Source organism: Roseateles sp. GW821-FHT09H11 (assembly GCF_059415845.1).
Window position 1 is genome coordinate 79,985 of sequence record NZ_JBWKOA010000001.1, and the last position, 25,670, is coordinate 105,654.

21 protein-coding genes are annotated in these 25,670 nt (G+C 70.1%); 15 read left to right on the plus strand and 6 right to left on the minus strand.

The features are described 5' to 3' along the window. The first annotated feature begins 6 nt into the window (after positions 1 to 6). On the plus strand, positions 7 to 1,458 hold the full coding sequence (gene hydA / locus AC07PR_RS00400) for a dihydropyrimidinase (protein ID WP_495133991.1): 1,452 nt from the start codon (positions 7 to 9) through the stop codon (positions 1,456 to 1,458). A gap of 14 nt (positions 1,459 to 1,472) precedes the next feature. After that, on the plus strand, positions 1,473 to 2,750 hold the full coding sequence (locus tag AC07PR_RS00405; protein WP_495133992.1) for a Zn-dependent hydrolase: 1,278 nt from the start codon (positions 1,473 to 1,475) through the stop codon (positions 2,748 to 2,750). Positions 2,751 to 2,754: 4 nt separating this feature from the next. On the opposite strand, the gene AC07PR_RS00410 is transcribed toward AC07PR_RS00405, so the two are convergent. Further along, positions 2,755 to 3,894 (minus strand): FAD-dependent oxidoreductase, encoded by a 1,140-nt coding sequence (locus tag AC07PR_RS00410; protein WP_495133993.1) that lies wholly within the window; start codon positions 3,892 to 3,894, stop codon positions 2,755 to 2,757. Between the two features lie 111 nt (positions 3,895 to 4,005). Between AC07PR_RS00410 and AC07PR_RS00415 the strand changes: the two genes are divergently transcribed. The 9 genes from AC07PR_RS00415 to AC07PR_RS00455 all read left to right on the plus strand — a co-directional run bounded on the left by AC07PR_RS00415 (position 4,006) and on the right by AC07PR_RS00455 (position 13,659). Beyond that, positions 4,006 to 4,701, plus strand: coding sequence for a TetR/AcrR family transcriptional regulator (locus tag AC07PR_RS00415; RefSeq protein ID WP_495133994.1), 696 nt, complete (start codon positions 4,006 to 4,008; stop codon positions 4,699 to 4,701). A gap of 335 nt (positions 4,702 to 5,036) precedes the next feature. Then, entirely contained in the window at positions 5,037 to 6,566 is a 1,530-nt protein-coding gene (locus tag AC07PR_RS00420; RefSeq protein WP_495133995.1) for a DUF4331 domain-containing protein, read from the plus strand. 14 nt (positions 6,567 to 6,580) lie between these two features. Then, positions 6,581 to 6,916 (plus strand): hypothetical protein, encoded by a 336-nt coding sequence (locus AC07PR_RS00425; RefSeq protein WP_483106658.1) that lies wholly within the window; start codon positions 6,581 to 6,583, stop codon positions 6,914 to 6,916. A gap of 29 nt (positions 6,917 to 6,945) precedes the next feature. Beyond that, a complete protein-coding gene (locus tag AC07PR_RS00430) occupies positions 6,946 to 8,088 on the plus strand; it encodes a hypothetical protein (protein WP_495133996.1) in 1,143 nt (380 codons plus the stop codon). Between the two features lie 56 nt (positions 8,089 to 8,144). Continuing rightward, complete coding sequence (locus tag AC07PR_RS00435) at positions 8,145 to 9,380, plus strand: HupE/UreJ family protein (protein ID WP_495133997.1); 1,236 nt, start codon at positions 8,145 to 8,147, stop codon at positions 9,378 to 9,380. Continuing rightward, positions 9,377 to 11,473 carry a TonB-dependent receptor gene (locus tag AC07PR_RS00440; protein ID WP_495133998.1) on the plus strand — a complete coding sequence of 699 codons (2,097 nt, stop codon included), beginning with the start codon at positions 9,377 to 9,379 and terminating at the stop codon, positions 11,471 to 11,473. Before AC07PR_RS00435 ends, AC07PR_RS00440 begins: the two co-directional genes overlap by 4 nt. 88 nt (positions 11,474 to 11,561) lie before the next feature. After that, on the plus strand, positions 11,562 to 12,251 hold the full coding sequence (locus AC07PR_RS00445) for a sigma-70 family RNA polymerase sigma factor (RefSeq protein ID WP_377154715.1): 690 nt from the start codon (positions 11,562 to 11,564) through the stop codon (positions 12,249 to 12,251). Continuing rightward, positions 12,251 to 13,045, plus strand: coding sequence for an anti-sigma factor (locus AC07PR_RS00450; protein WP_495133999.1), 795 nt, complete (start codon positions 12,251 to 12,253; stop codon positions 13,043 to 13,045). The genes AC07PR_RS00445 and AC07PR_RS00450 overlap by 1 nt, the downstream gene beginning before the upstream one ends. 134 nt (positions 13,046 to 13,179) lie before the next feature. After that, a complete protein-coding gene (locus AC07PR_RS00455; RefSeq protein ID WP_495134000.1) occupies positions 13,180 to 13,659 on the plus strand; it encodes a VOC family protein in 480 nt (159 codons plus the stop codon). 21 nt (positions 13,660 to 13,680) lie between these two features. Here AC07PR_RS00455 and AC07PR_RS00460 read toward each other — a convergent pair whose 3' ends face one another. Further along, complete coding sequence (locus AC07PR_RS00460; protein WP_495134001.1) at positions 13,681 to 14,595, minus strand: hypothetical protein; 915 nt, start codon at positions 14,593 to 14,595, stop codon at positions 13,681 to 13,683. A gap of 296 nt (positions 14,596 to 14,891) precedes the next feature. Here AC07PR_RS00460 and AC07PR_RS00465 point away from each other — a divergent pair, with 296 nt between their 5' ends. Beyond that, positions 14,892 to 15,668, plus strand: coding sequence for an NAD-dependent protein deacylase (locus AC07PR_RS00465; RefSeq protein ID WP_495134002.1), 777 nt, complete (start codon positions 14,892 to 14,894; stop codon positions 15,666 to 15,668). 63 nt (positions 15,669 to 15,731) lie between these two features. Here AC07PR_RS00465 and AC07PR_RS00470 read toward each other — a convergent pair whose 3' ends face one another. The 4 genes from AC07PR_RS00470 to AC07PR_RS00485 form a co-directional block, all read right to left on the minus strand. Further along, on the minus strand, positions 15,732 to 16,208 hold the full coding sequence (locus AC07PR_RS00470; protein WP_495134003.1) for a hypothetical protein: 477 nt from the start codon (positions 16,206 to 16,208) through the stop codon (positions 15,732 to 15,734). Between the two features lie 255 nt (positions 16,209 to 16,463). Then, on the minus strand, positions 16,464 to 16,976 hold the full coding sequence (locus tag AC07PR_RS00475) for a CC0125/CC1285 family lipoprotein (protein ID WP_377154725.1): 513 nt from the start codon (positions 16,974 to 16,976) through the stop codon (positions 16,464 to 16,466). A gap of 193 nt (positions 16,977 to 17,169) precedes the next feature. After that, positions 17,170 to 17,880, minus strand: coding sequence for a response regulator (locus AC07PR_RS00480; RefSeq protein WP_483106647.1), 711 nt, complete (start codon positions 17,878 to 17,880; stop codon positions 17,170 to 17,172). A gap of 148 nt (positions 17,881 to 18,028) precedes the next feature. Beyond that, the gene (locus tag AC07PR_RS00485; protein WP_377154729.1) at positions 18,029 to 19,420 is read right to left on the minus strand and encodes an ATP-binding protein; all 1,392 of its coding nucleotides are present in this window, start codon (positions 19,418 to 19,420) and stop codon (positions 18,029 to 18,031) included. A 202-nt stretch (positions 19,421 to 19,622) separates the two neighbouring features. Here AC07PR_RS00485 and AC07PR_RS00490 point away from each other — a divergent pair, with 202 nt between their 5' ends. From AC07PR_RS00490 to AC07PR_RS00500, 3 genes are read left to right on the plus strand one after another with little or no spacing between them, the layout of a single operon-like run. Continuing rightward, positions 19,623 to 20,960, plus strand: a complete 1,338-nt coding sequence (locus AC07PR_RS00490; RefSeq protein WP_495134004.1) for an efflux RND transporter periplasmic adaptor subunit — start codon at positions 19,623 to 19,625, stop codon at positions 20,958 to 20,960. A gap of 4 nt (positions 20,961 to 20,964) precedes the next feature. After that, a complete protein-coding gene (locus tag AC07PR_RS00495; protein WP_495134005.1) occupies positions 20,965 to 24,129 on the plus strand; it encodes an efflux RND transporter permease subunit in 3,165 nt (1,054 codons plus the stop codon). Further along, positions 24,126 to 25,544, plus strand: a complete 1,419-nt coding sequence (locus AC07PR_RS00500) for an efflux transporter outer membrane subunit (RefSeq protein ID WP_495134006.1) — start codon at positions 24,126 to 24,128, stop codon at positions 25,542 to 25,544. The genes AC07PR_RS00495 and AC07PR_RS00500 overlap by 4 nt, the downstream gene beginning before the upstream one ends. Positions 25,545 to 25,670: the final 126 nt, after the last annotated feature.

Genomic DNA, 25,670 nt, shown 5'->3' on the forward strand with positions numbered 1-25,670 from the left:
GTCGAGATGAACAACGCCTTGCTCATCCACGGCGCGACCGTGGTCAACGCCGACTGCGAAACCCGGGCCGACGTGCTCTGCGTGGAGGGCCGCATCGCGGCCGTGGGCGCCGCCGCCGCACGCGAGGCGCCGTCCGGCTGCGAGCGGATCGACGGTGCCGGCCAGTACCTGCTGCCCGGCGGCATCGATCCTCACACCCACATGCAGCTGCCCTTCATGGGCACGGTGACGCAGGACGACTTCTTCAGTGGCACCGCCGCGGGCCTGGCCGGCGGCACCACCAGCATCATCGACTTCGTCATCCCCAATCCGCAGCAGCCCCTGGTGGAGGCCTACCGGCAATGGCGCGAATGGGCCGGGAAGTCCGCCGCCGACTATGGATTCCACGTGGCCGTCACCTGGTGGAGCGAGAGCGTGCATGCCGACATGGGCCGGCTCGTGGCCGAGGAGGGCATCAACAGCTTCAAGCACTTCATGGCCTACAAGAACGCCATCATGTGCGACGACGAGACGCTGGTGAACAGCTTTCGCCGCGCGCTGGAGCTCGGCGCCATGCCCACCGTGCACGCCGAGAACGGCGAACTCGTCTACCTGCTCCAGCAGGAGGTGGCCAAGATGGGCATCACCGGGCCCGAGGGGCACCCGCTCTCGCGCCCGCCGATGGTCGAGGGCGAAGCCGCCAACCGCGCCATCGCGATCGCCGATGTGCTCGGGGTGCCGATCTACATCGTCCATGTCTCCTGCATCGAGGCCGCCGAGGCCATCGCCCGCGCTCGTGCGCGCGGGCAGCGCGTTTACGGCGAGGTGCTGGCGGGCCATCTGCTGATCGACGACAGCGTCTACCGGCACCCCGACTTCGCCACCGCCGCGGCCTATGTGATGAGTCCGCCGTTCCGACCCAAGATCCATCAGGAGTTCCTCTGGCGCGGCCTGCAGAGCGGCCAGCTCCACACCACGGCGACGGACCACTGCACTTTCTGCGCCGGGCAGAAGGCCGCGGGCAAGGACAACTTCGCCAGGATCCCCAACGGTTGCGGCGGCATCGAGGAACGCATGGCCGTGATCTGGGATGCGGGCGTCAACACCGGCCGGCTCACGCCGAGCGAATTCGTCGCGATCACGTCGACCAACTGCGCCAGGCTGTTCAACCTCTATCCGCAAAAGGGCGTGATCGCGGAAGGCGCCGATGCCGACCTGGTGCTCTGGGACCCGCAGGGCACGAAGACACTCTCCGCCAAGACCCACCACAGCCGCAACGACTTCAACATCTTCGAGGGCCGCACGGTGCGCGGCGTGCCGAGTCACACGATCTCCCAGGGCCGGCTCGTCTACGCGAACGGCGATCTGCGGGCCGAGCAGGGGAAGGGCCGCTACCTCAAGCGCCCTCCCTTCGGTCCCAACTTCAAGGCTGTGCAGGCGCGCGCGCAGGATCTCGCGCCGACTGCCGTGGTGCGATGAGAAGGGGGTTTGCGATGGACATGAAGACACCCACCCGACTGGACGCGCTGCGCGTCAACGGCGAGCGCCTCTGGGAGTCGCTGATGGCGCTCGCCAAGATCGGCGCCACGCCCAAGGGCGGCGTGTGCCGCCTGACGCTGACCGACCTCGACCGGGACGGCCGCGACCTGGTCCTCCGCTGGGCGCGAGAGGCGGGCATGACGGTCACCATCGACAAGATCGGCAACGCCTTCATGCGCCGCCCGGGCCGCAACAACGCGCTGGCGCCCATCATGACCGGCAGTCACATCGACACGCAGCCCACGGGCGGGAAGTTCGACGGCAATTACGGGGTGCTGGCCGGGCTGGAAGTGGTGCGGACGCTCAATGACCACGGCATCGAGACCGAGGCGCCGATCGAGGTCGCCTTCTGGACGAACGAGGAAGGCTCCCGCTTCGTGCCCGTCATGATGGGCTCGGGCGTGTTCGCCAAGGCGTTCACGCTCGACCATGCGTACGCCGCCACCGACATCGAAGGCAAGACCGTGCGCGGCGAGCTCGAGCGCATCGGCTACATCGGCGAGCAGGAACCCGGCGACCATCCGATGGGCGCCTACTTCGAGACCCACATCGAGCAGGGGCCGGTGCTGGAGGACAACGACAAGACCATCGGCGTGGTGCAGGGCGTGCTGGGCATCCGCTGGTTCGACTGCACCGTCACCGGCATGGAGGCGCACGCCGGCCCCACGCCGATGGCGCTGCGCAAGGATGCGCTCCTGGCCGCCACGCGCATCATGCAGGACGTGGTGAATGCCGCGCACCGCCATCCGCCGCACGGCCGCGGCACCGTCGGCATGGTGCAGGTCTTTCCGAACAGTCGCAATGTGATCCCGGGCCAGGTGAAGTTCAGCATCGACCTGCGCAATGCGACGGACGCGCTGGTCGACCAGATGGTCGAGGAGGTGAAGTCCTTCGCCGCGCAGGTGGCGTCGGAGCACGGCGTGGAGGTGAAGATCGAGATGGTGTCGAGCTACTCGGCCATCGGCTTCCACCAGGACTGCATCGATGCCGTGGCGCGTGCCGCTGAACAGCTCGGTTATTCCAGCATGCCCACGGTCTCCGGCGCGGGGCATGACGCCGTCTACATGTCGAGACTCGCGCCGACGGGCATGATCTTCATCCCCTGCAAGGACGGCATCAGCCACAACGAGATCGAGGATGCCAAGCCCGAGCACATCACGGCGGGCTGCAATGTGCTGCTGCACGCCATGCTTGAGCGGGCAGTCCCGGTGGACACCGACACCACCCGTTGACGCTTCACGGCCGGGCGGCCGGCTGAGCCTGGTCGAAGAAGCGCACCAGGCTGTGCGGCGCCTCGTCGCCGAGGCAGGCGTCGAGCACCTCGGCCGCCCCCGCCGCCGCCGCGGCGCTGCGGGGGAAGAGCTTCTCCTCATAGGCCGCGAGCGCCGCTTCGAGATCATCGGAATGCCCGGCGATCGATGCACCGAGCTCGGCGCCGTCGAGCATCGCGAGATTCGCGCCATCGCCCGCCGGGGCCATCAGATGCGCCGCGTCGCCGAGCAGCGTCACGCCGGGAAGGCGCGCCCATCGATGATCTGAGGGCAGCGCATGGATCGGCCGCAGCACCGGATCGGTCTCGCCATCGGTGATGAGCGCGGTGAGCGCCGGATCCCAGCCCGCGAATTCCGCGGCCACGCAATGCCGTGCGGCGGTGGGCCCGGCGGCTTCGATCTCGGACACCCAGGCCATCGGCTTGCGCAGCGCCACATACGTGTGCAGCACGCCGTCCGGCTCGCGGTGGGCGAAGAGGCCCTTGCCTGGCACCATCGCGAAGAGGGCACCGCCGCCGACCGCCTGCGCGCTCGCGGGATGGCGGACATCCGCATCGGACAGATGGGTCTCGACGAAGGTCGTGCCGATGTACGCGGGCTTCGCGTCGGAGAGCAGGGGGCGGACTTTCGACCAGGCCCCATCGGCGCCGACGAGCAGATCCGTCATCGTCGTAGATCCGTCGGCGAAGCTCACTGCATGCCGGCCGCCGCCGAGCGCAGTGACCGATGCCAGCTTGCGACCCCATTGCACCGTGCCTGCCGGCAGCGAGTCCAGCAACAGACGACGGAGTTCACCGCGGCGCACTTCGGGCCGCCCGCCGTTGCCGTCGTCGGGTTGGTCGAGCAGCACCGCGCCGGTCTTGTCGAGCACGCGCGAGGCCTGCCCGCCGGGATGGATGAGGCGGACGAACCCGTCACGCAGCCGCGCGGCCTTCAAGGCGATCTGGCCGCTGTCATCGTGGATGTCGAGCATGCCGCCTTGCGTGCGCGCGGTGGCGGAGGCTTCGGCCTCGTAGACGGTCGAGGCGATGCCGTGGACGTGGAGTACCCGGGCGAGCATCAGGCCGCCGAGGCCGGCGCCGACGATCGCGATCGTGCGTGTCATCTGGAATCCTTCAGGCTGGAGTGACATCGCCCGACAAGGAGGGAACAGGCCGATGTGTGGAATGACGTTCCATGATGATGGAGCGACGTTCCAGTTGTGTCAAGATGCGGCATGGTCAAGAAGACACGTGCGCCTCAACGGCGCGAGGATTCCCTCTCGCGCGATCGCATCATCGACGCGTCGATCGAGCTGCTCGACAGCGCCGGGGAGGGCGGGCTGACGTTCCGCGCGCTGTCGGAGCGGCTCGCGACCGGACCCGGCGCGATCTACTGGCACATCGCGAACAAGGGCGATCTGATCGTCGCCGCCTGCGACGCCGTGATCGCCGGTGTGATGGCCGTCCATGCGGAAGCGGAGACGCCGGAGGACACGATCCGCGCGCTGGCGCTCGGCATGTTCGACGCGATGGACGAGCACCCGTGGATCGGGTCGGCGCTGTTCCACTCGGCTGGCGCGCTGCCGACGGTGCGTCTGCTCGAGTGCATCGGACAGCAGGTGAGGGCGCTCGGTGCGCCGCTTGCGGGGCAGTGGTCGGCGACATCGGCGCTGCTGCACTACATCCTCGGCGTCGGCGGACAGAACGCGGCGAACCGGCTCTCGGCGCAGACGCGCGAGCTGGATCGGGAAGACTTCCTCGGCGAGGTGGCGGACGCGTGGTCCGCGCTCGACGAGCGCGACTACCCGTTCACGCGATCGGTGGCGGCGCAGTTGCGGGACCATGACGACCGCGGCGACTTCCTCGCGGGCATCGATCTGATCCTGGGCGGGATCAAGGGGATGTCGAAGGCGACGGGGCGGAAGCGGTAGCTCCCCGCCGAAAAAGTCCGAGGCCTCGGCCCCGGTGATGAATGCAGGCCCAGGCAACGACCGGGCACGCGTGGCGCGCCTTGCGCGCGACGCGTACGCAGCCCGTCGACTTCTGGATTCATCGGAAACCTGCAGGGCCTGTCCCGCCCATCGCTGACGCGATGACGGACTGACAGGGCGCGTCCTTGCCCTCCGGGAGGAGCGGTGGACATCAAACCCGCGACACGGACGGGGACGGCGCATCCAACGCGCACCCCGCCGCGTAAAGGGACCCGGGTGGCGCTGATCCGCGCCCGCCTCCACCACATCGTTCCCTCAACAACGAGGAGCTTTCCATGACCCAGTTCCCATCGACGCCCCTGCGCGTCGGGCTGTTCGCCGCGAGCGCGCTGTGCGCCGGCCTGGCCTTCGCGTCCAGCCACCGCGAGGCGCCGTTCATCACCACCGTCCCCAAGGCGGATGCGACCGACTTCTACCTGTTCATGAGCTACGAGGCCGGCCGCACCGACTACGTCACGCTCATCGCCAACTACCTGCCGCTGCAGGACCCGTACGGCGGCCCTAACTACTTCTCGCTGGACCCGAACGCGCTCTACGAGATCCACGTCGACAACAACGGCGACGCCAAGGAAGACATCACCTTCCAGTTCCGGTTCAAGAACTCCCTGAAGGGCACCGCGCTGACCATCGGCGACAAGAGCGTGCCGATCCCGCTGATCCAGTCCGGCCCCGTGTCCGACGTGAAGGCCGCCACGCTCAACCTCAACGAGAGCTACACCGTGGACGTCGTGCGCGGCGACCGCCGCTCCGGCACGCGCGCGGCCATCGTCAACGCCAGCGGCGGCGGGACGTCCTTCGACAAGCCGGTCGACAACATCGGCAAGAAGACGATCGCCGATTACGCGGCCTACGCGGCCAAGCACATCTACTCGGTCACGATTCCCGGTTGCGGCCAGCCGGCCAAGGTCTTCGTGGGTCAGCGCAAGGACCCGTTCGCGGTCAACCTGGGCACGATCTTCGACCTCGTCAACGCGCCGGTCGGCGTCATCACCGACCCGGCCCAGATCAACGCGGCGCCCAACACGCTGGACGGGAAGAACGTCACCACGCTCGCGCTGGAGGTGCACAAGAGCTGCCTCGTCGCCGGCACCGAACCGGTGATCGGCGGCTGGACCTCGGCCAGCATGCGCCAGGCCCGCATTCTTGATCCCGCGCCCAAGCCCGGCCACCAGAACAGCGACAAGGCCGGCGGCGCCTGGGTCCAGGTCTCGCGCCTGGGCATGCCGCTGGTCAACGAGGTCGTCATCGGCCTGCCCGACAAGGACCGCTTCAACGCCTCCAGGCCGAAGGACGACGCGCAGTTCGCCAACTACGTGACCCACCCGACGCTGCCGGCGCTGCTGTCCACCGTGCTCAACCTGCCGGGCACCGCGCCGACCAACCTGCCGCGCAACGACCTGGTCACGACCTTCCTCACCGGCATCAAGGGCGTGAACCAGCCCGCGAACGTGGTCGCGTCGGAGGAGCTCCGGTTGAACACGTCCATCGCGGCCGTGCCCTTCGCGCAGCAGAACCGGCTGGGCATCGTCGGCAACCTGCTCGCGCAGGGCAACGACAACGCGGGTTACCCCAACGGCCGCCGACCCAAGGACGACATCGTCGACATCTCGCTCGTGGCGGTGATGGGCGGCCTGTGCGTGGCCAACGGCGACACCGACGCGCTGGGCTTCGGCGCGGCGTGCAAGCCGGCCGCGGTGCCGCTGGGCGCCACGGCGTTCAAGCTGCATGACGCGGTCGACCAGGCGGTGGTGCCGCTGCTGCCCGGCTTCCCCTACCTGTACACGCCCCTGGGCGGCACGCAGTGACTGAGGAGACCATCATGAGCGAATCCTCTTCGAGATCGTCCCCGACTGCCGATCGCCACGATCGGACCCGCGTGGCGCGCCTGCGTCGACCGGCGCTCGCGCTGACGGCGATCGCCGCCGCCGCGATGGTGGCCGGCTGCTTCGGCGGCGGCGACGATGGTGACGGCGGCGGGCCGGTCGACGCGACCCCGACGTCGGTGCCCGACAGCGCGCTCGGGTCTTCCGCGGCCTACACGCAGTTCACGCTGACGACCTCCCAGTCGAGCAGCGAGACCGCGGAGCCGCTGACGGCCGACAACGTGACGACGCCGCCCGCCAGCGAGACCGACGAACCGGTGTCCGTCAGTTGAAGGCCGCGCGAGCCCTCGTGCTCGCGTGCGTGGCCCCCTTCGCCGCGGCGGTGTGGGCGGAGCCCTTCACACCTCGTCAGGACGACGAGGTCGTGGAGCGGCTGCCGCTGCGCGCCGGATCGGCGGGAGAGCGCGCGCGCCAGCGCGCCGAGCAGCGGGTGCTGGCGCAGCAACCGCGCGACCTCGGGCTGGCGCTGCGCGCCGCGCGCGAGGCCATCGAGCGCAGCCGGCGCTACGGTGATCCCCGTGACCTCGGCACCGCGCAGGCGTGGTTGCAACCGTGGTGGAACGATCGCGACGCGCCGCCCGCGGCGCGCCTGCTCAAGGCGACGGTGCTGCAGGCGCGGCATGACTTCGATGCGGCGCTGGAGGAACTCGATCGTCTGCTCGGCGCGCGCGGACTGCCGGCCGCGCTCCAGGCCCAGGCGGAACTCACGCGCGCCGGCATCCTGCAGGTGCGCGGCCGTTGGGACGAAGCCAGGCAAGGCTGCGAGCGACTGGCGGCGCCGCCGCTGGCGCTGTCGCACGGACACGCCTGTCTGGCCGAGCTCGACAGCCTGCAGGGCAGGGACGCGGCCGCCACGCAGCGCTTGTCGGCGCTCGATCGCGCGCCGGGTGCGCCGCATGCCTGGATCGCGCTGCTGCGGGCCGAGCTCGCCGAGCGCCAAGGGCTCGCGACGGCCGGGCCGCTGTATGCGCGGGCATTGCAACTGGACGACGAGCTCTATGTCCGCGCGGCGTATGCCGATTGGCTGCTCGATGCGGGCCGTCCGAAGGATGCCGCCGGCGTCGTGCGCACCGGTCAGCCGGAGGCATTGGACCAACTTCCCGACGCGCTGCTGCTGCGCCTGGCCATCGCCTGGAAGCGGTCGGGCGATGCCGGCGCCGCGCGCGCGGCGGTCGAGATGCAGCAGCGTTTCGACGCGGCGGCGTTGCGCGGCGACACCAGCCACGCGCGGGAGCGGGCGCGCTTCGCGCTGGACGTGCAGGGCGATGCGGCGCTGGCGTTGAAGGAGGCCACGACGAACTGGGCTCAACAGCGCGAGCCGGCGGATGCCGTGCTGCTCCTGCGCGCCGCGCGGGCGGCGAAGCGGCCGGACGCGGCGGAGCCGGTTCGAGCCTTCATCCGCGAGCGGTCGATGCAGGACCGGCGTCTGAAGGAGCTCGAATGAACGGCGCTCGAATGAACGGCGCTCGGATGAACGAGGCAGGGACGGCAGGCTCCCGGATGAGCGCGTGGCTTCGATGGGTCGTCGCTGCCTGCGTCGTGCTCGGGGGCGTCATGGGCGCTTCGATCGTGCAGGCCCACAAGGCCAGCGATGCCTACCTGCAGCTGCGCGTGGCGGACACGACGGCGACGCTGCGCATCGACATCGCCCTGCGCGACCTGGATCGCGATCTGGTCCTCGATGCCGACGACGACGGCCTGCTGCGTTGGGGCGAGGTGCGATCGCGGGCGGCGGACATCGAGGCGCTGGTGGATCGCAGCGTGCGCCTGGAGGTCCGCGACACCCAGGGCTTCACCTGCCGACCCGGACCGCTCCCGCCGCTGCAGCTGGAGCAGCACAGCGACGGCCGCTATGCGGTGCTCGTGCAGACGTGGACCTGTGGGCGGGCGCCGGCGGTCGGCACCTTGTCCTATGGGCTGTTCGCGGCGACCGACCCGACGCATCGCGGCGTGCTGGTCTGGCGCCAGGGCGGGGCGGCGAAGACCGCCGTGGTCGCGCCGGGAACGGCGGGCATGACCGTGCCGCTCGGACCGGACCGCGCGACCGCCGCCGGCCTTGCCGGGAGTGACGCCGCGGCGAGCCAGCCCGGCGCTGTCGGAGCGGACAGCGGCCAGACGCAGGGCCTGGCGGGCATCTTCCGCGACGGCGTGCATCACATCTGGATCGGCGTGGACCATGTGCTGTTCCTCGTCGTCCTGCTGCTGCCGGCGGTGCTGCGGCGCGAGGCGGGGCAGTGGCGTCCCGACACCGCGTGGCGGCCGGCGCTGTGGCGCGTGCTCGGCGTGGTCACGGCCTTCACGGTGGCGCATTCGATCACGCTGGCGCTGGCGGTCTTCGACGTGCTCAACCCGCCGTCGCGCTGGGTCGAAAGCCTGATCGCGCTGAGCGTGCTGCTCGCGGCGCTGAACAACCTGCGGCCGGTGCTCATGGAGACGCGCTGGCGGCTCACCTTCGCTTTCGGGCTGGTGCACGGCTTCGGCTTTGCGAGCGCGCTGAAGGACCTGGGACTCGCGCGGTCCGAACTGGCGGCACCGCTGGTGCTGTTCAACCTCGGTGTGGAAGCGGGGCAACTCGCGATCGTCGCCGTGCTCGTGCCGCTGGCGTGGGCCGCGCGGCGCTGGCGCGGTTATCCGCGATGGGTGCTGGGCGCGGGATCCGTGATCGTGGCGCTGATCGCGATCGTCTGGCTGGTCGAGCGTCTCTTCGACCTGCAGCTCCTGGGGGTGGGCGCATGAAGACATCTCACATGGCGACGACCGCGCTGGCCATCGCACAGATGACGTCGTGGGCCTCTGCACTCGCGTCTGAACCGGACGCCACGACCGCGCAGATCCTCGCGCTGCAACGCGTGGAGGTGGAGGGACGCCACTACGACAACGGCGTCGGCAGCAGCGATGCGGCCTCGCAGGGGACGATCCGCGCGGGCCTTCTCAAGAGTCGGCCGGTGCTGCGGCCCGGCGAGGTGCTGGAGTTCGTGCCCGGCCTGATCGTCACGCAGCACAGCGGCGACGGGAAGGCGAACCAGTACTTCCTGCGCGGGTTCAACCTCGACCACGGCACCGACTTCGCGACGACGGTGATGGGGCTGCCGGTCAACATGCCGAGCCACGCCCACGGGCAGGGCTATGCCGACCTCAACTTCCTGATCCCGGAACTGGTCGAGCGCATCGACTACCGCAAGGGACCGTACTTCGCCCGCAACGGCGACTTCGCCGCCGCGGGGTCGGCGGACATCGACTACCTGCGCGAGCTCGACGCCCCCTTCGTCAGCCTGACGCTGGGCGAAGGACGCTACCGTCGCGCGCTGGCGGCGGGATCGACGCGTGTCGCGGAGGGCGTGCAACTGCTCGGCGCCGTCGAGGCGATGGGCAACGACGGTCCGTGGCCGCTGCCCGAGGACTTGAGCCGACGCAACCTCGTGCTGAGCCTGTCCGGCGCGTCGGGCGGCGATCGCTGGCGCATCGGCCTGATGGACTACCGCGCCGACTGGACGTCGACCGACCAGGTGCCCCAGCGTCTCATCGATGCGGGCAGCTTCGACGGCCGGCCGTTCGGCCGCTTCGATGCGATCGATCCGAGCGACGGCGGCAGCACCCGTCGCAGCAGCCTGTCGGGCGAGTGGTCCCGCGACGAGGGCGGCCGCAGCACGCGGGTGGCCGCGTACGCGATGGCGTACCGGCTGTCGCTCTACTCCAATTTCACCTACGCGATGGAGCGCCCCGAGACGGGCGACCAGTTCGCGCAGAAGGACGACCGCAAGATCTACGGCTTCAGCGCCAGCCACGCGGTGGAGACGACGCTGGGCGGGCTGCCGGCGCGCGGTGAAGTCGGCGTGCAGTTGCGCCAGGACCGCGCGCGGGTCGGGCTCTTCGACACGCAGGCGCGGACGACGATCGGCACGACGCGCGACGATCGGGTGCGGGAGACGCTCGCGAGCGTCTACGGCGACCTCGGCGTCGAGCTCACGCCCTGGGCGCGCACCGTCGTCGGCGTGCGGGCGGACCAGGCGCGATTCCGCGTCGACAGCCTCGGCAACGCGATGAACTCGGGCTCCGCGCGGCAGACCCTGACGTCGCCGAAGTGGTCGCTGGTGCTCGGGCCGTGGGCGCGCACGGAGCTCTTCCTCAACGCCGGTCGCGGCTTCCACAGCAACGACGCGCGCGGCGTGACGGCGCGCGTCGATCCGCGCAGCGGCGATCCTGTGGACGCGGTGCCGGGACTGGTCAAGGCCAAGGGCTACGAGCTGGGCGTGCGCAGCGAGATCGTGCCGGGGCTGCAAAGCTCGCTGGCGTTGTGGAAGCTCGATTTCGATTCCGAGCTGGTCTACGTCGGCGATGCCGGCGCGACCGAAGCCAACCGGCCCAGCAAGCGGCACGGCGTCGAATGGAACAACCGTTTCGTGCCGATGCCGTGGCTGTTGATCGATGCCGACCTGGCCTGGACGCGGGCGCGGTTTTCGGATGCCGACCCCGCCGGCGCGCGGATCCCCAATGCCGTCGACAAGGTCGCCTCGTTCGGCGTGACGGTGCGCGATCTGGGACCGTGGTCGGCCAGCCTGCAATGGCGTTACCTCGGCAGCGCGCCGCTGATCGAGGACGACAGCGTGCGGTCCCGCGCCTCGCTGACGACCAACCTGCGCGTGAGCCGGCGCTTCGGGACGAAGACGGAGGTGACGCTGGACGTGTTCAACCTGCTCGATCGCCGGGTCAATGACATCGAGTACTTCTATGAATCCCGACTCCCGGGCGAGGTGGCCGCCGTGGCCGATCGCCACGTGCATCCGGCGGAACCCCGCACGCTGCGCGTGACCTTGCGCCGCAGCTTCTGACGCGGTTCCGAATCCTTTCCGAAGCCATTCCAACGCCGCTCTGATCCCCTTTTTGATCCAGATGCGCATCGCCTGCGTAGAAGGGGCCATGACCACCTCCTCCGACGACTCCGGTCCCGATCCGCGGGCCGATGCGGCGCCGTCCGCCCATGCGGAGCGCGACGAGCGGCTCGCGGCGCTGATGACGCGCGTGGCGTCATCCGACCGCGGCGCGTTCGATGAACTCTATCGGGCCACCAGCGCGACGCTGTTCGGCATGGTGCTGCGCATCAACCGCGACCGCGGTCATGCGGAGGAGGTGCTGCAGGAGATCTACATCACCGTCTGGCGGCAGGCGCCGAGCTTCGATGTCGCGCACGGCAGGGTGCTGACCTGGCTCACGACGATCGCGCGCCACCGGGCGATCGACAGCCTGCGGCGCCGGGCCGCGCAACCGGCGACCATCAGCCGTTTCGGCGCGCTGGACGGCGGCGAGGGCGGCGACGGCGAGCGCGACCTCCTGGACCACATGCCGAGCGAGCAGCCCAGCCCGCTGGACCTGCTGGACGACGCGAACCGTGCCCATGCGCTCGAGCGCTGCATGTCGCAGCTCAGCGGCGAGCAGCGCAGCAGCCTGGCGCTGGCGTACTACCAGGGGCTCTCCCACTCCGAGGTGGCCGAACACATGAGCCAGCCGCTGGGCACGGTGAAGAGCTGGGTGCGGCGCGGGCTGCTGAGCCTGCGCGGTTGCCTGGATCGGGCCACCGGACGCCTGGGCGAGATGGGCCGGGTGATCTGATGGACTACGGACATCCGGAACGCGCCGAGCGGCTGGCCGCCGACTACGCCGTGGGCACGCTGCGGGGCGGCGCGCGCCGCCGTTTCGAACGCCTGCTGCCGGCGCATCCCGCGCTCGCCGCGGCCACGGCGGCGTGGACGGCGCGGCTGCAGCTGCTGGCGGGGCAGGTGGCTCCGGTCGAGCCGCCGCCACGCGTGTGGACGACGATACAGACGCGCCTCTTCGGCGCGGCGGAGGGCGGGGCCGTCGTGGCCTCGACGGCCGCATCGCCGTCGACCTCACCATCGACCTCGCCTTCGACCTCGCCTTCGCCTTCGCCTTCGGAAGTGCGTTCGGAAGTGCGTTCGACCGCACAGGGTCGCTCCGGCCCGCTGCGCTTCTGGCGAGGCCTCAGTGCCGTGGCCCTCGCGGCCTCGGTTGTGCTGGGCGTGATGGTGGCCCGGCCCGTGCCCGAGGCGGCACCCATCGTGGTGGTGCTGCGCAGCACGCCGGAGGGCGTCGAGCTCGTCAAGACGGGCTTCGTCGCCAGCGTGTCCGCGGATGGCCGGGCGCTGGTGCTCAAGCCCTTGGCGCCGGTGGTCATCGACGCCGCTCACGCACTGGAGCTCTGGGCCGTCCCGAAGGCCGGCGCGCCGCGCTCGCTCGGCCTGATCGCGGCGGGCGACGTGCCGACCACCGTGACGCGCGCCAACTTGCTCGACGACACCCAGGCCTTCGCCGTCAGCCTGGAACCCAGCGGCGGCTCCCGCACCGGCAAGCCGACGGGTCCCATCGTCTCTGCGGGAGGCATCTGAGGGCGCGAGGCCGCCAGGTGGGGTGTGTTCTATCGCCGCACAGCGACCGTGTCCCTCATGCGGAGGACCGTGTCGAAAATGCGGCGCACCGCTCGTCGTGCATAGGATGTCCCACCAACCCCAAGGAGACCCTCATGCAAGCGAAGAACACGATCTGCGTCTGGTACGACCGCGATGCCGAGGAAGCCGCGCGCTTCTACGAGAAGACGTTCCCGGACAGCAAGGTGGGCCGCATCGCCCGCGCGCCGGGCGACTACCCCTCCGGTGTGGAAGGCGACGTGCTGGTCGTCGAGTTCACGGTGATGGGCATTCCCTGCATCGGCCTCAACGGCGGCCCGGCCTTCAAGCACAGCGAGGCCTTCTCGTTCCAGGTCGCGACCGATGACCAGGCGGAGACGGACCGGCTGTGGAGCGCGATCGTTGGCAACGGCGGGCAGGAAAGCGATTGCGGCTGGTGCAAGGACAAGTGGGGCGTCTCGTGGCAGATCACGCCCCGCGTGCTGTCCGAGGCGCTGAACAGCCCTGACCGCGCCGCTGCCAAGCGGGCCTTCAACGCCATGATGGAGATGAAGAAGATCGACGTGGCGAAGATCGAGGCGGCGCTGAAGGGCTGATCCCTCGGCGCCGCCGGGCGATCAGGCCGGCGAACAGGCTGGCGTGACCCCGGCCGGTTGCGTCGCACTGGCGCGCCGGCGACGCACCAGCAAGGCGCCGATACCGGCGACGGCCATCCAGGCGGCAGAGGGCTCAGGCACCGCGGCGGCCGGCGCGAAGGACCGGGTCCAGTCCGTGCCCGAATCGGACGTCAGCGTGTAGTCCACCAGACTGCCGTCGGCGCGGGTGACCGACGAGATGCCACCCCAGTAGATCCCTTGCGTGAACAGCGATCCGCCGTTGCCCGACACGGCGTAATTCAGCATGTTCAGCGCCACTCTGCTCTGGAGGGACAGTTCGATCATGCTGCGCGCGCCCGAGCGGATCATGGTCTCGAAGGTGAAGACCTGGCCGATGGTCGACGAGGGCTGGCCGGGCGGCAGCTGGGTGGGCGTGGTGCCGTCGTAGAAGACCCACGTGTATGCGCTGGCGCGCGAGGTGCTCTGACCGAAGGTCTGGGACGCCTGCCAGAAGGTCTCGCCACCGAAGTTCGAGTTGCCGGGTTGCGCATCGATCGTGCTCCCGGTCCCGCCGAAGATGGCCACGCTGTAGCGCACCTTCAGGAGCTCCGACGGCGTACCGCTGTCGATGCTCACGAAATCGTAGAGGCTCGCCGATGCGGTGGCCGACACCGTTCCCGGGCCGTCGAACGAGGCAAAGGTCGATGCGGTCACCGCACCGGGACTGACCGACGTGGCAGCCCAGGACTCGGTCTTGAAGGGCACACCGCCGGCGCCGGTGCCGGACTGGGTGCCGTGATCGGCCAGCGTGCCGAACGCGCTGGACGAGGTCGTCCGATCCAGACCTTCCGACACCAGCCGGGTCGATTGATCCTGTCCCGCTTGGGCGCCTGCCACGACCGCCGACAACCCGACGGCAAACCAGATCTGCTTCATGTGTTTTCTCCCTGGATGGGATGCGCACTCGCGCATCGCGGGCGCGAGCATACCCAGACAATCTGTATGAAGCGGTGACATTGCATGTCAAACCGCAGGCTGCTCAGCGGCCGCCGCGCTCGGCGCCTGGCAATCACCTTGTCGGCCCTCTTCTCCAGCAGAGTCAACAGCTTTGCTCCGATCGCTCATGACATGCGATTATCCGAGCGCATCCCTGCGGCCCATTCGAATCCTCGGGGGAGACGCACGCCCTCTCGCGGGGGAATCGTGCAGTGCAAATCGACGGACTTCTGAACATGAGTGACAAGAACGAGTGGGACGACCTACCCACAGCACTGAGTCAATTGCTGAATCGCCGTTTCGAGCACATCGTCGTGTTCAGCGGCGCCGGCATGTCGGCCGACAGCGGCATTCCGACATTCCGTTCAGGCAGCAACGGGCTGTGGGGCGAGTTCGATCCCCAGCAACTGGCAACACCTGACGCTTGGCAGCGCGACAAGGAGACCGTCTGGGGCTGGTATGAATGGCGCCGCGGTCATGTGATGGCCGCGACACCGAATCCGGGCCATGTCGCCGTCGCTCGCTTGCAGCGCGAATTCGGCGCGCAGGTCGTGACGCAGAACGTCGACGACCTGCATGAGCGCGCGCGCGTCGAAGGCGCCTTGCACCTGCACGGCAGTCTCTTCGCCGCACGATGCGACCGCTGCGGCGCACGCGCGACCTTGAACGCTCCGCCGCCTGAAGCGCAACGCCGACTGGCGCCGCCGACCTGCGCGGTGTGCGGCAAGGGCTCGATCCGTCCGGGCGTCGTGTGGTTCGGCGAGCAGCTCGACGACGAGGTCGTGAACGCGGCGGCGCAACGCATCGCCGACTGCGACCTGCTGCTGATCGTCGGCACCTCCGGCGTCGTTTATCCGGCGGCGGGCATGGTGCGGCTCGCACCGGAGGATGCGGTGATCGTCGAGATCAATCCGCAGCCGGGCGACGTGGCCGCGCGGGTGGATTTCCGTTGGCAGACGACCGCGGCGGCCGGACTGCCGGCCGTGGCGGCGTGGCTTGCTGCACGGCACTGAGCGAACGTCGCTGCCGACGACGTATCGCGGCACACGGCGCGCAGGCGCCCGCGCGAGCGGCGCTCACTGCGGCGGGCGTCCCGTCTTGTAGATCTGATCCAGGCTGTTGTCCGAGTCCTCGGGCTTGATCAGCGTCGTCTGCGACCGCGTGTCGTCGATCCCGTTGCCGAACTGGATCAGCGAACGCGCGAAGAAGGCCTGGCTCGGCGTCTCGCCGGCCACGCAGCGCGCGCTCATCAGCACCTTGTCGGGATTGAGTACCGCCACGCCGGCCTCGTACGGGCAATTGCCGCCGACGCATTCGGTGAGCAGATAGCGGATGTCGCCGCGGTTGAACCAGAGCTGGTGCACCGATGCGCCCGGCGCCGCCGGGGAGGCCGTCGCGCCGAAGCTCCTGCCGTTGTCCGCCGAGGCGACGTACTCGAGCTCCACCTTCTTCGCCGTGCCGTAGCGGTAGGTCAGCGTCCTGGCGCCCGGACCGGCCTCCGGCTTCGCGCACAGCGACACGACCTTGGTCGCCGTCGGGCACGAGAAGGCCACCACTTCGTCGGGCTGGCACAGCGTCGCGTTAGCCGCGTTAGCCGCGTTAGCCGCGTTAGTCGCGCTAGCCGCGGTACCTGCGTGCGCCGACGCGCAGGCCGCGAGGGTCAGCAGTGCCGCCAGGCCGCCGTGACGCCCCCGGCCATGGCCGGGGGCGTCATTCGAATGCCTTGTAGGCCGTATTGAGGTGCGTGCGCCGTTGTGCATGGCTCTCGGTGGAGATTGACTTTGGTCCATCCGCCCCGCCGTCCGCGTTCAGGCCTTGGGCGGCCGTTTCACCCCGTAGCGCGGTCCCATCTCCGTCCACAGGAACTGCGCGTCGTAGACCTTCTCCGGCGCGACACCGGCGGGCTTGTCCGCGAAGCACTGGATCGTCAGCGTCGTCGCCGGCTGCTTCTGCGTGACCGTCTTGGCCTCGTTGTAGGTGGTCGTCGAGACCGACTTCGTCTCATTACCTTCGACCTTGCTCGTGGTCTCGGTCGTCTGCGTCGCCGGCACGGTGTAGCTGCTGGTCAGCACGTCGTTGCGCTCCTCGACGACGACGAAGTAGCGGTAGCCCTTCGTCAGCGTCACCTCGGCGCTGCGCAGCAGGGCCTGATCGGCCGCCTTGGACGGCACGTCGCCCTGGTAACCGGCGAAGGTCACGCGGTACCGGTCCGGCGAGAGCGGCGCGTCGCTGTAGCCGTAGCCGCCGAACATGCGGGTGTAGGACGTGAAAGCGCAGGCATTCAGAAGCGCCAGCGCGCCGATGGCGATCCATTTCTTCATTCAGGGTTCCTCCCGGGAATCGACTGTCCGAAAGCGCCGTGACCGTCTCATTGCGGTCATGTTGCGAAACGCTTCGGAGTCGTCAGCAATTGCTCGTTCGAATAACGCGGCGGTTCGTCGCTCGTTGACTGCCGAGTCCGCTGGCCCTCGAACCGCGCAGTGCGGACTGGACCATTGGTCCAGGCAAGACCTGTCACCGCTCGAAACGGTAGCCCACGCCGTAGATCGACCGGATCCGGTCCGTGCCGGCGCCCGCACGCTCCAGCTTGCGCCGCAGGTTCTTGATGTGGCTGTCGACCGCGCGCTCGGTGACCTCGCGGCCGTCGACGTGCAGCAGGTCCAGCAACTGCGTGCGCGCGTACACGCGCCCCGGCTGCGCGGCCAGGATGTGGAGCAGGCGGAACTCGATCGGCGTGAGGTCCAGCGGCTCGCCGCGCCAGCTGGCGGTCCAGCCGGCCTCGTCGATGGACAGCGCCTCGCTGCCCGCCGCGAAGGCAGCTACCGCGGCGGCCGTCGCCATCTCGTGCGCGCGGCCGCGGCGCAGCGCCGCCTTGACCCGCGCCATCACCTCGCGCGGACTGAACGGGTTCTTCGCGATGTAGTCGTCCGCGCCGGTCTCCAGGCCCGCCAGCCGGTCCGACTCGTCCGCCCGCGCCGTCAGCATCAGGATCGGCACGCTGCTCATCGCGCGCAAGCTGCGGCACAGCGTCAGTCCGTCGATGCCCGGCAGCATCAGGTCCAGCAGGATCAGGTCGTGCCGGCGCGCCGTCCACGCCGGGATCACGTCGCGGCCATCGGCCACGCACTCCGGCTCGTGCCCGGCCGCGCGCAGGTAGTCCGCCAGCAGCGCCGCGAGCTTGGGCTCGTCCTCGACCACCAGCACCCGCGACGGACCCGGCTCCATCGGCATCGGCGCCAGACCCGATGCCGCGCCAGCGCCCGATCCTCCGCTCGATCCCGCATTCGATCCCGCGCCCGATCCCGCGCCCGATCCCGCGCTTGATACCGCGCTTGATACCGCGCCCGATCCGGGGGGCGATCCCGTGCCGTTCTCAGACATGGACCGGCAGCTCCACACGCATCCAGAGACCGCCCAGCGGCGAGGGGCGCGCCTCGATGCGACCCTCGTGCGCCTCCGCGATGCGCTGGCAGATCGACAGCCCCAGGCCCGATCCGCCGCCGCGCCGGCTGCGCGAGGCGTCGACGCGGAAGAAGCGTTCGAACAGGCGCGGCAGATGCTCCGGCCCGACGCCCGGCGAGGTGTCCTGCACGTCGATCACCGCGTGTTCCCCGCTGCGGCGCGCGCTGATGCTCAGCGCGCCGCCCGCGTCGGTGTAGCGGCAGCTGTTCTCGACGAGGTTGCCCAGCAGTTGCCGCAGGCGGCGCTCGTCGCCGAAGACGCGCAGCGGCTGTTCCGGCAGGTCTAGCTGCAGCTTCAGGCCGCTGCCGTGCAGCCGCTCCCCGAAGGCGCCGGCCGTCACGTCGATCAGCTCGCGCAGGTCGACCTCCGACTTGCGGTAGGCGAGGGCGCCGACGTCCGCCATCGAGAGCTCATGAAGATCGTCGACGAGCTTGTGCAGGATCGCGACCTCGCCCTGCAGCGAGCGCAGCGCCTGCGCGTCGAGCTTGCGCACGCCGTCCTCCAGCGCTTCCAGCTCGCCATGCAGCACGCCCAGCGGCGTGCGCAGCTCATGCGACACGTCGGCGAGGAACTCGCGCCGCATCGCCTCGTTGCGCTGCAGGGTCAGCGCGAGCTGGTTGAAGTCGCGGCCCAGGCCGGCGATGTCGTCGTTGCGGCGCGTCTCGGGCACGCGGACCTCGAAGTCGCCCGCCGCCAGCCGGTGTGTCGCCACGGCGACGCGTCGCACCGGGCTCAGCAGCCGGCGCGAGATCCAGTACGCCACCGCCCCCGCGAGCAGCACCGCCGCGCCGCCGACCACCCAGGCCGAGCGCAGTTGCGCGTCGTAGAAATGCTTCTCCGCGCCGGGGCTCACCGATTCGATCGGGGTCAGCGTCAGCCAGCCGACGGTCAGGCCGTCGACGATGATCGGCCGCTCCACGGTCGGCTCCACCGGACCCGCATAACCGGCCACGCGCTCGCGGTTCTCGTCGAACAGCGTGAAGCGCCGCGTCGCGCCCGTCAGCTCGGCGGGGCCGTGCTTGACCGCGGGCATGTCCGCCTCCGGCACCAGCGGGCGCAGCAGCCGCCCCCAGAGTTCCGGCTTCTGGCGCAGGAAATCCCAGCTCCTGCCGTTCTCGCGATAGCCGGCGGTGACGCTGGTCCGGGCCAGTTCCAGCCGGTTCACGCCCTGTTCGTTGAGGTAGCCGATGAAGTCCCGGTTCAGGTTGATGTGCGAGAACACGCCCATCGCCAGCGCCACCGCCATGGCGGTGCTGAAGACGGCGGCGAAGAGCCGGGCGGTGAGGGTGAACGAGAGCTTCATCCGGAGGAGCGGGGCAAGGACGGACAACAGGCCGCGAAGAGAGGGTGGCGTGGAGCGACGGGGTGCCGAAAGTGATGGCAATCCCTCGACGCAGCGGATCATGGCGCCGCCGCCGTGCGGCCGGCAAGCCCTCTGGGCGGAGGCCGCGCGCCCGACGCGATCTTCAAGGTCTCTCCACATTCATGGCCGAGCATCCCCCGCCATGCCGAAGAAGATTCTGACATCCGCGCCCCTGGCGTCGTCGACCGCCTCGCTGCTGCCGTCGCGCACGCCGCGCGCCCCGACCCTGGGCCCGATCGCCGCGGCGCTGGCCGCCCTGGCCGTGCTCGTGCTCGCCGGCTGCGGCGAGAAGAAGGACGACGCCGCCAAGCGCGCGCCGCCCGAGGTCGGCGTGATCGTGGTCACGACGCAGGACGCTCCGCTGTCGTTGGAGCTGCCGGGCCGGCTGTCGGCCAGTCAGGTCGCCGAGATCCGTCCGCAGGTGACCGGCATCGTGCAGAAGCGGCTCTTCGAGGAAGGCAAGCTGGTCCGCGCCGGCCAGCCGCTGTACCAGCTGGACGCCGCCACGTACGAGGCCGAGCGCGCCCGCACCGCCGCCGCGCTGCAGAAGGCCGAGGCCCAGGTGGCCGTCGCCCGCAGCCGCGCCGAGCGCGACGCCGAGCTGCTCAAGGCCGACGCCCTCAGCCGCCAGAGCGCCGACGACAGCGCCAGCGCGCTGCGCCAGGCGCAGGCCGACGTGGCCGTGGCCCGTGCCGCGCTGGACGCCGCGCGCGTGCAGCTGGACCGCACCCGCATCACGGCGCCGATCTCCGGCCGCATCGAGGTCTCCACGGTGACCGCCGGCGCGCTGGTCACCGCCGCCCAGACGCAGGCGCTGACGACGGTGCAGCAGCTCGATCCGATGCACGTGGACATCGTCCAGAGCAGCGCCGAGATCCTGCAGCTGCGCCGCCAGCTCGACGCTCGCAGCGGCAGCAGCCAGGTCAGGCTGATGCTCGAGGACGGCACCGAGTACGCCCGTCGCGGCACGCTGCAGTTCAGCGGCGTGACCGTGGACCGCGGCACCGGCGCGGTGACGCTGCGCGCGATCGTCCCCAACCCCGACGGCACCTTGCTGCCCGGCATGGTCGTCCGCGCGAAGCTGATGGCCGGCATCGACAGCGGCGTGATCCTCGTGCCGCAGCAGGGCGTGACGCGCTCGCCCACCGGCGAGGCGACCGCGTTGGTCGTCGGGCCGGAGAACAAGCTGCAGCTGCGCCAGCTCGTGCTGACCCGCGCGGTCGGCAACCAGTGGCTGGTCGCCAGCGGCCTCAAGGCGGGCGACAAGCTCGCCATCGAAGGCCTGCAGCGCGTGCGCGCCGGTCAACCGGTCACGCCGGTGCCGGCCGGGGTGAAGAAGGGCGCGCCGGGGGCCCAGGGCCCGACGGGCGCCACCGGCACCGCCGCTTCGGCGGCGGCGTCCGCCACGGCCGCGGTCGCGGCGGAGATCGGCGGCCCGGCCGCTTCGGCGGCCACCACCGCCTCCGGCGCGGGGCGCTGACACCATGGCCTCGTTCTTCATCGACCGGCCCATCTTCGCGTGGGTCATCGCCATCGTGATCATGCTGGCGGGCGCCGCCGCGGTGCGCATCCTGCCGCTGGAGCGCTACCCGGACATCGCGCCCACCCGCATCTCGATCAACACCAGCTATCCGGGCGCCGCCGCCAAGGCGATCGAGGACTCGGTGACGCAGGTCATCGAGCAGAACCTCAAGGGCATCGACGGGCTGTTCTCGATCGAGTCCAACAGCAACGCCTCCGGCGGCGCGAGCACCGTGCTGAGCTTCGTCGCCGGCACGGATCCGGACCTGGCGCAGATGCAGGTCCAGAACAAGGTCTCGCAGTCGCTGTCGCGGCTGCCGCAGGCGGTGCAGGCACAGGGCGTGCGCGTGACCAAGGCCGGCACCGAGAACCTGATGGTCATCATGCTGACCAGCGACAACCCGGCCGTGACCTCGGCCGACCTGGGCGACTACCTGTCCAGCACGCTGGTCGACATCATCAGCCGCATCGAGGGCGTGGGCGACATCAACGTCTTCGGCTCCGGCTACGCGATGCGCATCTGGCTGGACCCCGCGCAGCTGCAGCGTTACGCGCTGGTGCCGGGCGACGTCCGCAACGCGCTGCTGGCGCAGAACACCGAGGTCTCGGCCGGCCAGCTCGGCGCCCAGCCGGCGCCTGAAGGCCAACGCCTGACGGCCATCATCACCGCGCGCGCCAAGCTCACCACGGCGGAGCAGTTCCGCAACATCGTGCTGCGGGTGCAGCCGGACGGCTCCGCACTGAAGCTGGGCGACGTCGCCCGCGTCGAGCTGGGCCGCGACAGCTACACCACCAACGTCAAGAGCACCGGCCAGACGGCCGCGGGCATGGCCATCCTGCCGGCCAGCGGCGCCAACGCGCTCAAGACCGCGGAGCTGGTGAAGGCCAAGCTGGCCGAGCTCGAACCCTTCTTCCCGCACGGGATGAAGTCGACCATCACCTACGACACGACGCCGTTCATCAGCGTGTCCATCGAGAGCGTGGTCCACACGCTGATCGAGGCGATGGTGCTGGTGGTGGCGATCATGTACCTGTTCATGCAGAACCTGCGCGCGACGCTGGTGCCGGCGATCGCCGTGCCGGTGGTGCTGCTGGGGACCTTCGGCGTGCTGGCGCTGGCGGGTTACTCGATCAACTCGCTGACGATGTTCGGCCTGGTGCTGGCCATCGGGCTGCTGGTGGACGACGCGATCGTCGTCGTCGAGAACGTCGAGCGCCTGATGCGCGAGGAGGGCCTGAGCCCCCGCGACGCGACCCGCGAGAGCATGAAGGAGATCAGCGGCGCGCTGGTCGGCATCGCGGTCGTGCTGTCGGCGGTGTTCATTCCGATGGCCTTCTTCGGCGGCTCGACCGGCATCATCTACCGCCAGTTCTCGATCACCGTGGTGAGCGCGATGATCCTGTCGGTGCTGGTGGCGATGAGCCTGTCGCCGGCGCTGTGCGCGACGCTGCTCAAGCCCGTGCACAAGGGCGAGCACGCGGCCCACGGCGGCCCGTTCGGCAAGCAGCTGGACTGGTTCTTCGGCGGCTTCAACCGCCAGTTCGACAAGTTCACCGAGCGCTACGTCGTGCGCGTGCGCTGGCTGACGGCGCGCGGCGTGCGCAGCTTCCTCGTCTACCTGCTGCTGATCGGCGGACTGGCGGCGCTCTACAAGACGCTGCCGACCTCGTTCCTGCCCGACGAGGACCAGGGCAGCCTGCAGATGCAGGTCCGCATGGCGCCCGGCGCCACGGCCGAGCGCATGGAAGCGGTGGCGCAGGCGATGGAGACCTACCTGGCCGAGCAGAAGGAAGTGCAGTTCTACAACCTCGTGCGCGGCGCCAACGGCGACCAGGGCTCGGGTCAGGGCTTCATCCGGCTGACCGACTGGAAGGACCGCCCCGAGAAGCAGCAGGGCGCCGCGGCGCTGGCCGAGCGCTTCAGCCGCGAGCTCGGCAAGAAGGTGCGCGACGCCAACATCTTCATCGTGCAGCCGCCGACGGTGCGCGGCCTGGGCGGCAGCGCCGGCATCCAGCTGTTCCTGCAGGACCTGGGCGGCGTCGGCAACGCCGCGCTGGCCGAGGCGCGCGAGCGCCTGATCGACGAGGCCAACAAGCATCCCGAGCTGGCGCGCGCGCGCATCAACAGCCTGACCGAGACGCCGCAGCTGCAGATCAACATCGACGACCAGAAGGCCGGCACGCTGGGCGTGGCGACGACGACGATCAACGACACGCTGTCGATCGCGCTGGGCAGCAGCTACGTCAACGACTTCATCGACCGCGGCCGCGTCAAGCGCGTGCTGGTGCAGGGCGAGGGCGCGTACCGGGCCGATCCCGACGCGCTGCGCCACTGGTACGTGCGCAACGCCGCCGGCACGATGGTGTCGTTCAACGCCTTCGCCACGGCGACGTGGCAGAACGGTCCGCGCCAGCTGGTCCGCTACAACGGCAGCGCGGCCTATGAAATCCAGGCCGACGTGCCACCGGGCGTCAGCTCCGGCGCGGCGATGAAGGCGATGGAATCGATCCTGCGCGAGATGCCGCCCGGCATCGGCTTCGAATGGTCGGGCCGCAGCTACCAGGAGCGGCTCTCGGGCGACCAGGCGCCGATGCTCTATGCCGTGTCGGTGCTGTTCATCTTCCTGTGCCTGGCGGCGCTGTACGAGAGCTGGTCCGTGCCCTTCAGCGTGATGCTGGTCGTGCCGCTGGGCATCATCGGCGCGCTCGCGGCCAGCCACCTCGGCGGGCAGCAGAACGACGTGTTCTTCCAGGTCGGCTTGCTGACGACCGTGGGGCTCTCCGCGAAGAACGCGATCCTGATCGTGGAGTTCGCCGAGACCTTGCGAGGGCAGGGGATGAGCGTGCTCGACGCCACCTTGAAGGCGTGCCGGCAGCGCTTGCGGCCGATCCTGATGACCTCGCTCGCCTTCATGATGGGCGTGCTGCCGCTGGCCTTCGCGAGCGGCGCGGGCTCGGGCTCGCAGCGCGCCATCGGCGTCGGCGTGCTCGGCGGCATGGGCAGCGCGACGCTGCTGGGGATCTTCTTCGTGCCGCTGTTCTATCTGTGGGTGAAGCAGCGCTTCAGCCGCGACAAGCCGAAGCCGGCACCCGACGATGCGGCTGAGCCGTCGGAGGTGAAGCCATGAAGCCGGTCGTCCTGCTTCCTCTGCTGCTGGGCCTGAGCGCCTGCGGCAGCCTGGTGCCGAACACCGACGCACCGCGTCCGCCGATGCGCGAGGACTTCCGTCCGAACGCAGCCGCTGCGTCATCGACGGCGGCCTCCACGGCAACGACACCCGCGGCCTCGCATGAATGGCGCGGCTTCTTCGCCGATGCGCGGCTGGACGAGGTCGTCGCCACGGCGCTCGACCAGAACCGCAGCCTGCGCGCGAGCGCGGCCGCCGTCGAACGCGTGCGGGCGCAGTACCGCGTGACCGCCGCGGATCGTCTGCCCGAGATCGGCGTCGGTGGCTCCGTCACGCGCCAGCGCACGATCAACGGCGAAGGCGCGACGACGGCCTACGGCGTCAACCTCGGCCTGGCGAGCTACGAGATCGATCTGTTCAACCGCCTCGGCAGCCTCGAGGGCGCGGCGCTGTCGCGCTTCCTCGCGGAGCAGGAGACGCAGCGCAGCACGCGGCTGAGCCTGGCCGCGGAAGTCGCGACCGCGTGGCTCGCCCTGGCGGCAGCGCAGCAACGCCTGACCCTCGACCAGGAGCTGCGCGACAGCCAGCAGCGCTCGCTGGATCTGGCCGAGCGGCAGTACGCGCTCGGCGCGGCGTCGGGGCTGGATCGGGCGCGGGCGCGCGCGGCCTTCGAGTCCGCACGCGGCGACGCGGCCGAAAGCGTCAGCGCGGTGACGCAGGCGCGATTGCAGCTGGAGCTGCTCGTCGGCCAGCCGCTGCCGGATCGGCTCCTGCCGACCGCGCCAGGCACGTCGTCCACGCCGGGCGGCGTCGACGTCACGGTGCTGCCGGCGGTGCCGGGCGGTCTGCCCGCCGACGTGCTGCTGCAGCGGCCCGATCTGCGCGCGGCCGAGCAGCGTTTGCGCGCGGCGGCCTTCGACGTCGGCGCGGCGCGCGCGGCGCGATTCCCGCGCCTGACGCTGACGGCGAGCGCCGGCACGCGCAGTCCGGACCTGGACGGCCTCTTCAAGAGCGGCAGCGGCGTGTGGAGCATCGTGCCGCAGATCGACCTGCCGATCTTCGACGGCGGACAACGCCGCGCGCAGGTCGAGGTCAGCGAGGCCAGCCGGCAGGAAGCGCTGGCGAACTACGAGTCCGCCTTGCAGACCGCGTTCAGCGAAGTCGCGGATGCGCTGGCGGTGCGCGATCAGCTCGCCGAGCGGCTCGACGCGCAGCAGGCGCAGGTCGATGCGGCCGAGCAGTCGCAACGCCTCGCCGAGCGCAGCTACCGCCTGGGCGGCAGCAGCCAACTGGAGCTGCTCGATGCTCAACGCCAGGCGACGACGGCGAAGCGCGCGCTGGTGACGCTGCGACAGACCGAGCAGGCCAATCGCGTGACGCTGCTCAGGGCGCTCGGCGGACGCTGGACGCAGTGATTGGACGGTGCGCCCGGTCCCGAGATGACTTTCGCTTTCGTATAAATCGAAAATAAAACTTTCGATTTATGTTGTAAGGAAAGAAAAAAACGTGGCGTAAACCATATTCGAAAGAATTCGATGGAT

Coding starts and splice junctions, on each gene's coding strand:
- hydA (WP_495133991.1), top strand. CDS start 7: ATGAACAACGCCTTGCTCATCCACGGCGCGACCGTGGTCAACGCCGAC.
- AC07PR_RS00405 (WP_495133992.1), top strand. CDS start 1,473: ATGGACATGAAGACACCCACCCGACTGGACGCGCTGCGCGTCAACGGC.
- AC07PR_RS00410 (WP_495133993.1), bottom strand. CDS start 3,894: ATGACACGCACGATCGCGATCGTCGGCGCCGGCCTCGGCGGCCTGATG.
- AC07PR_RS00415 (WP_495133994.1), top strand. CDS start 4,006: ATGGTCAAGAAGACACGTGCGCCTCAACGGCGCGAGGATTCCCTCTCG.
- AC07PR_RS00420 (WP_495133995.1), top strand. CDS start 5,037: ATGACCCAGTTCCCATCGACGCCCCTGCGCGTCGGGCTGTTCGCCGCG.
- AC07PR_RS00425 (WP_483106658.1), top strand. CDS start 6,581: ATGAGCGAATCCTCTTCGAGATCGTCCCCGACTGCCGATCGCCACGAT.
- AC07PR_RS00435 (WP_495133997.1), top strand. CDS start 8,145: ATGAGCGCGTGGCTTCGATGGGTCGTCGCTGCCTGCGTCGTGCTCGGG.
- AC07PR_RS00440 (WP_495133998.1), top strand. CDS start 9,377: ATGAAGACATCTCACATGGCGACGACCGCGCTGGCCATCGCACAGATG.
- AC07PR_RS00445 (WP_377154715.1), top strand. CDS start 11,562: ATGACCACCTCCTCCGACGACTCCGGTCCCGATCCGCGGGCCGATGCG.
- AC07PR_RS00450 (WP_495133999.1), top strand. CDS start 12,251: ATGGACTACGGACATCCGGAACGCGCCGAGCGGCTGGCCGCCGACTAC.
- AC07PR_RS00455 (WP_495134000.1), top strand. CDS start 13,180: ATGCAAGCGAAGAACACGATCTGCGTCTGGTACGACCGCGATGCCGAG.
- AC07PR_RS00460 (WP_495134001.1), bottom strand. CDS start 14,595: ATGAAGCAGATCTGGTTTGCCGTCGGGTTGTCGGCGGTCGTGGCAGGC.
- AC07PR_RS00465 (WP_495134002.1), top strand. CDS start 14,892: ATGAGTGACAAGAACGAGTGGGACGACCTACCCACAGCACTGAGTCAA.
- AC07PR_RS00475 (WP_377154725.1), bottom strand. CDS start 16,976: ATGAAGAAATGGATCGCCATCGGCGCGCTGGCGCTTCTGAATGCCTGC.
- AC07PR_RS00480 (WP_483106647.1), bottom strand. CDS start 17,880: ATGGAGCCGGGTCCGTCGCGGGTGCTGGTGGTCGAGGACGAGCCCAAG.
- AC07PR_RS00485 (WP_377154729.1), bottom strand. CDS start 19,420: ATGAAGCTCTCGTTCACCCTCACCGCCCGGCTCTTCGCCGCCGTCTTC.
- AC07PR_RS00490 (WP_495134004.1), top strand. CDS start 19,623: ATGCCGAAGAAGATTCTGACATCCGCGCCCCTGGCGTCGTCGACCGCC.
- AC07PR_RS00495 (WP_495134005.1), top strand. CDS start 20,965: ATGGCCTCGTTCTTCATCGACCGGCCCATCTTCGCGTGGGTCATCGCC.
- AC07PR_RS00500 (WP_495134006.1), top strand. CDS start 24,126: ATGAAGCCGGTCGTCCTGCTTCCTCTGCTGCTGGGCCTGAGCGCCTGC.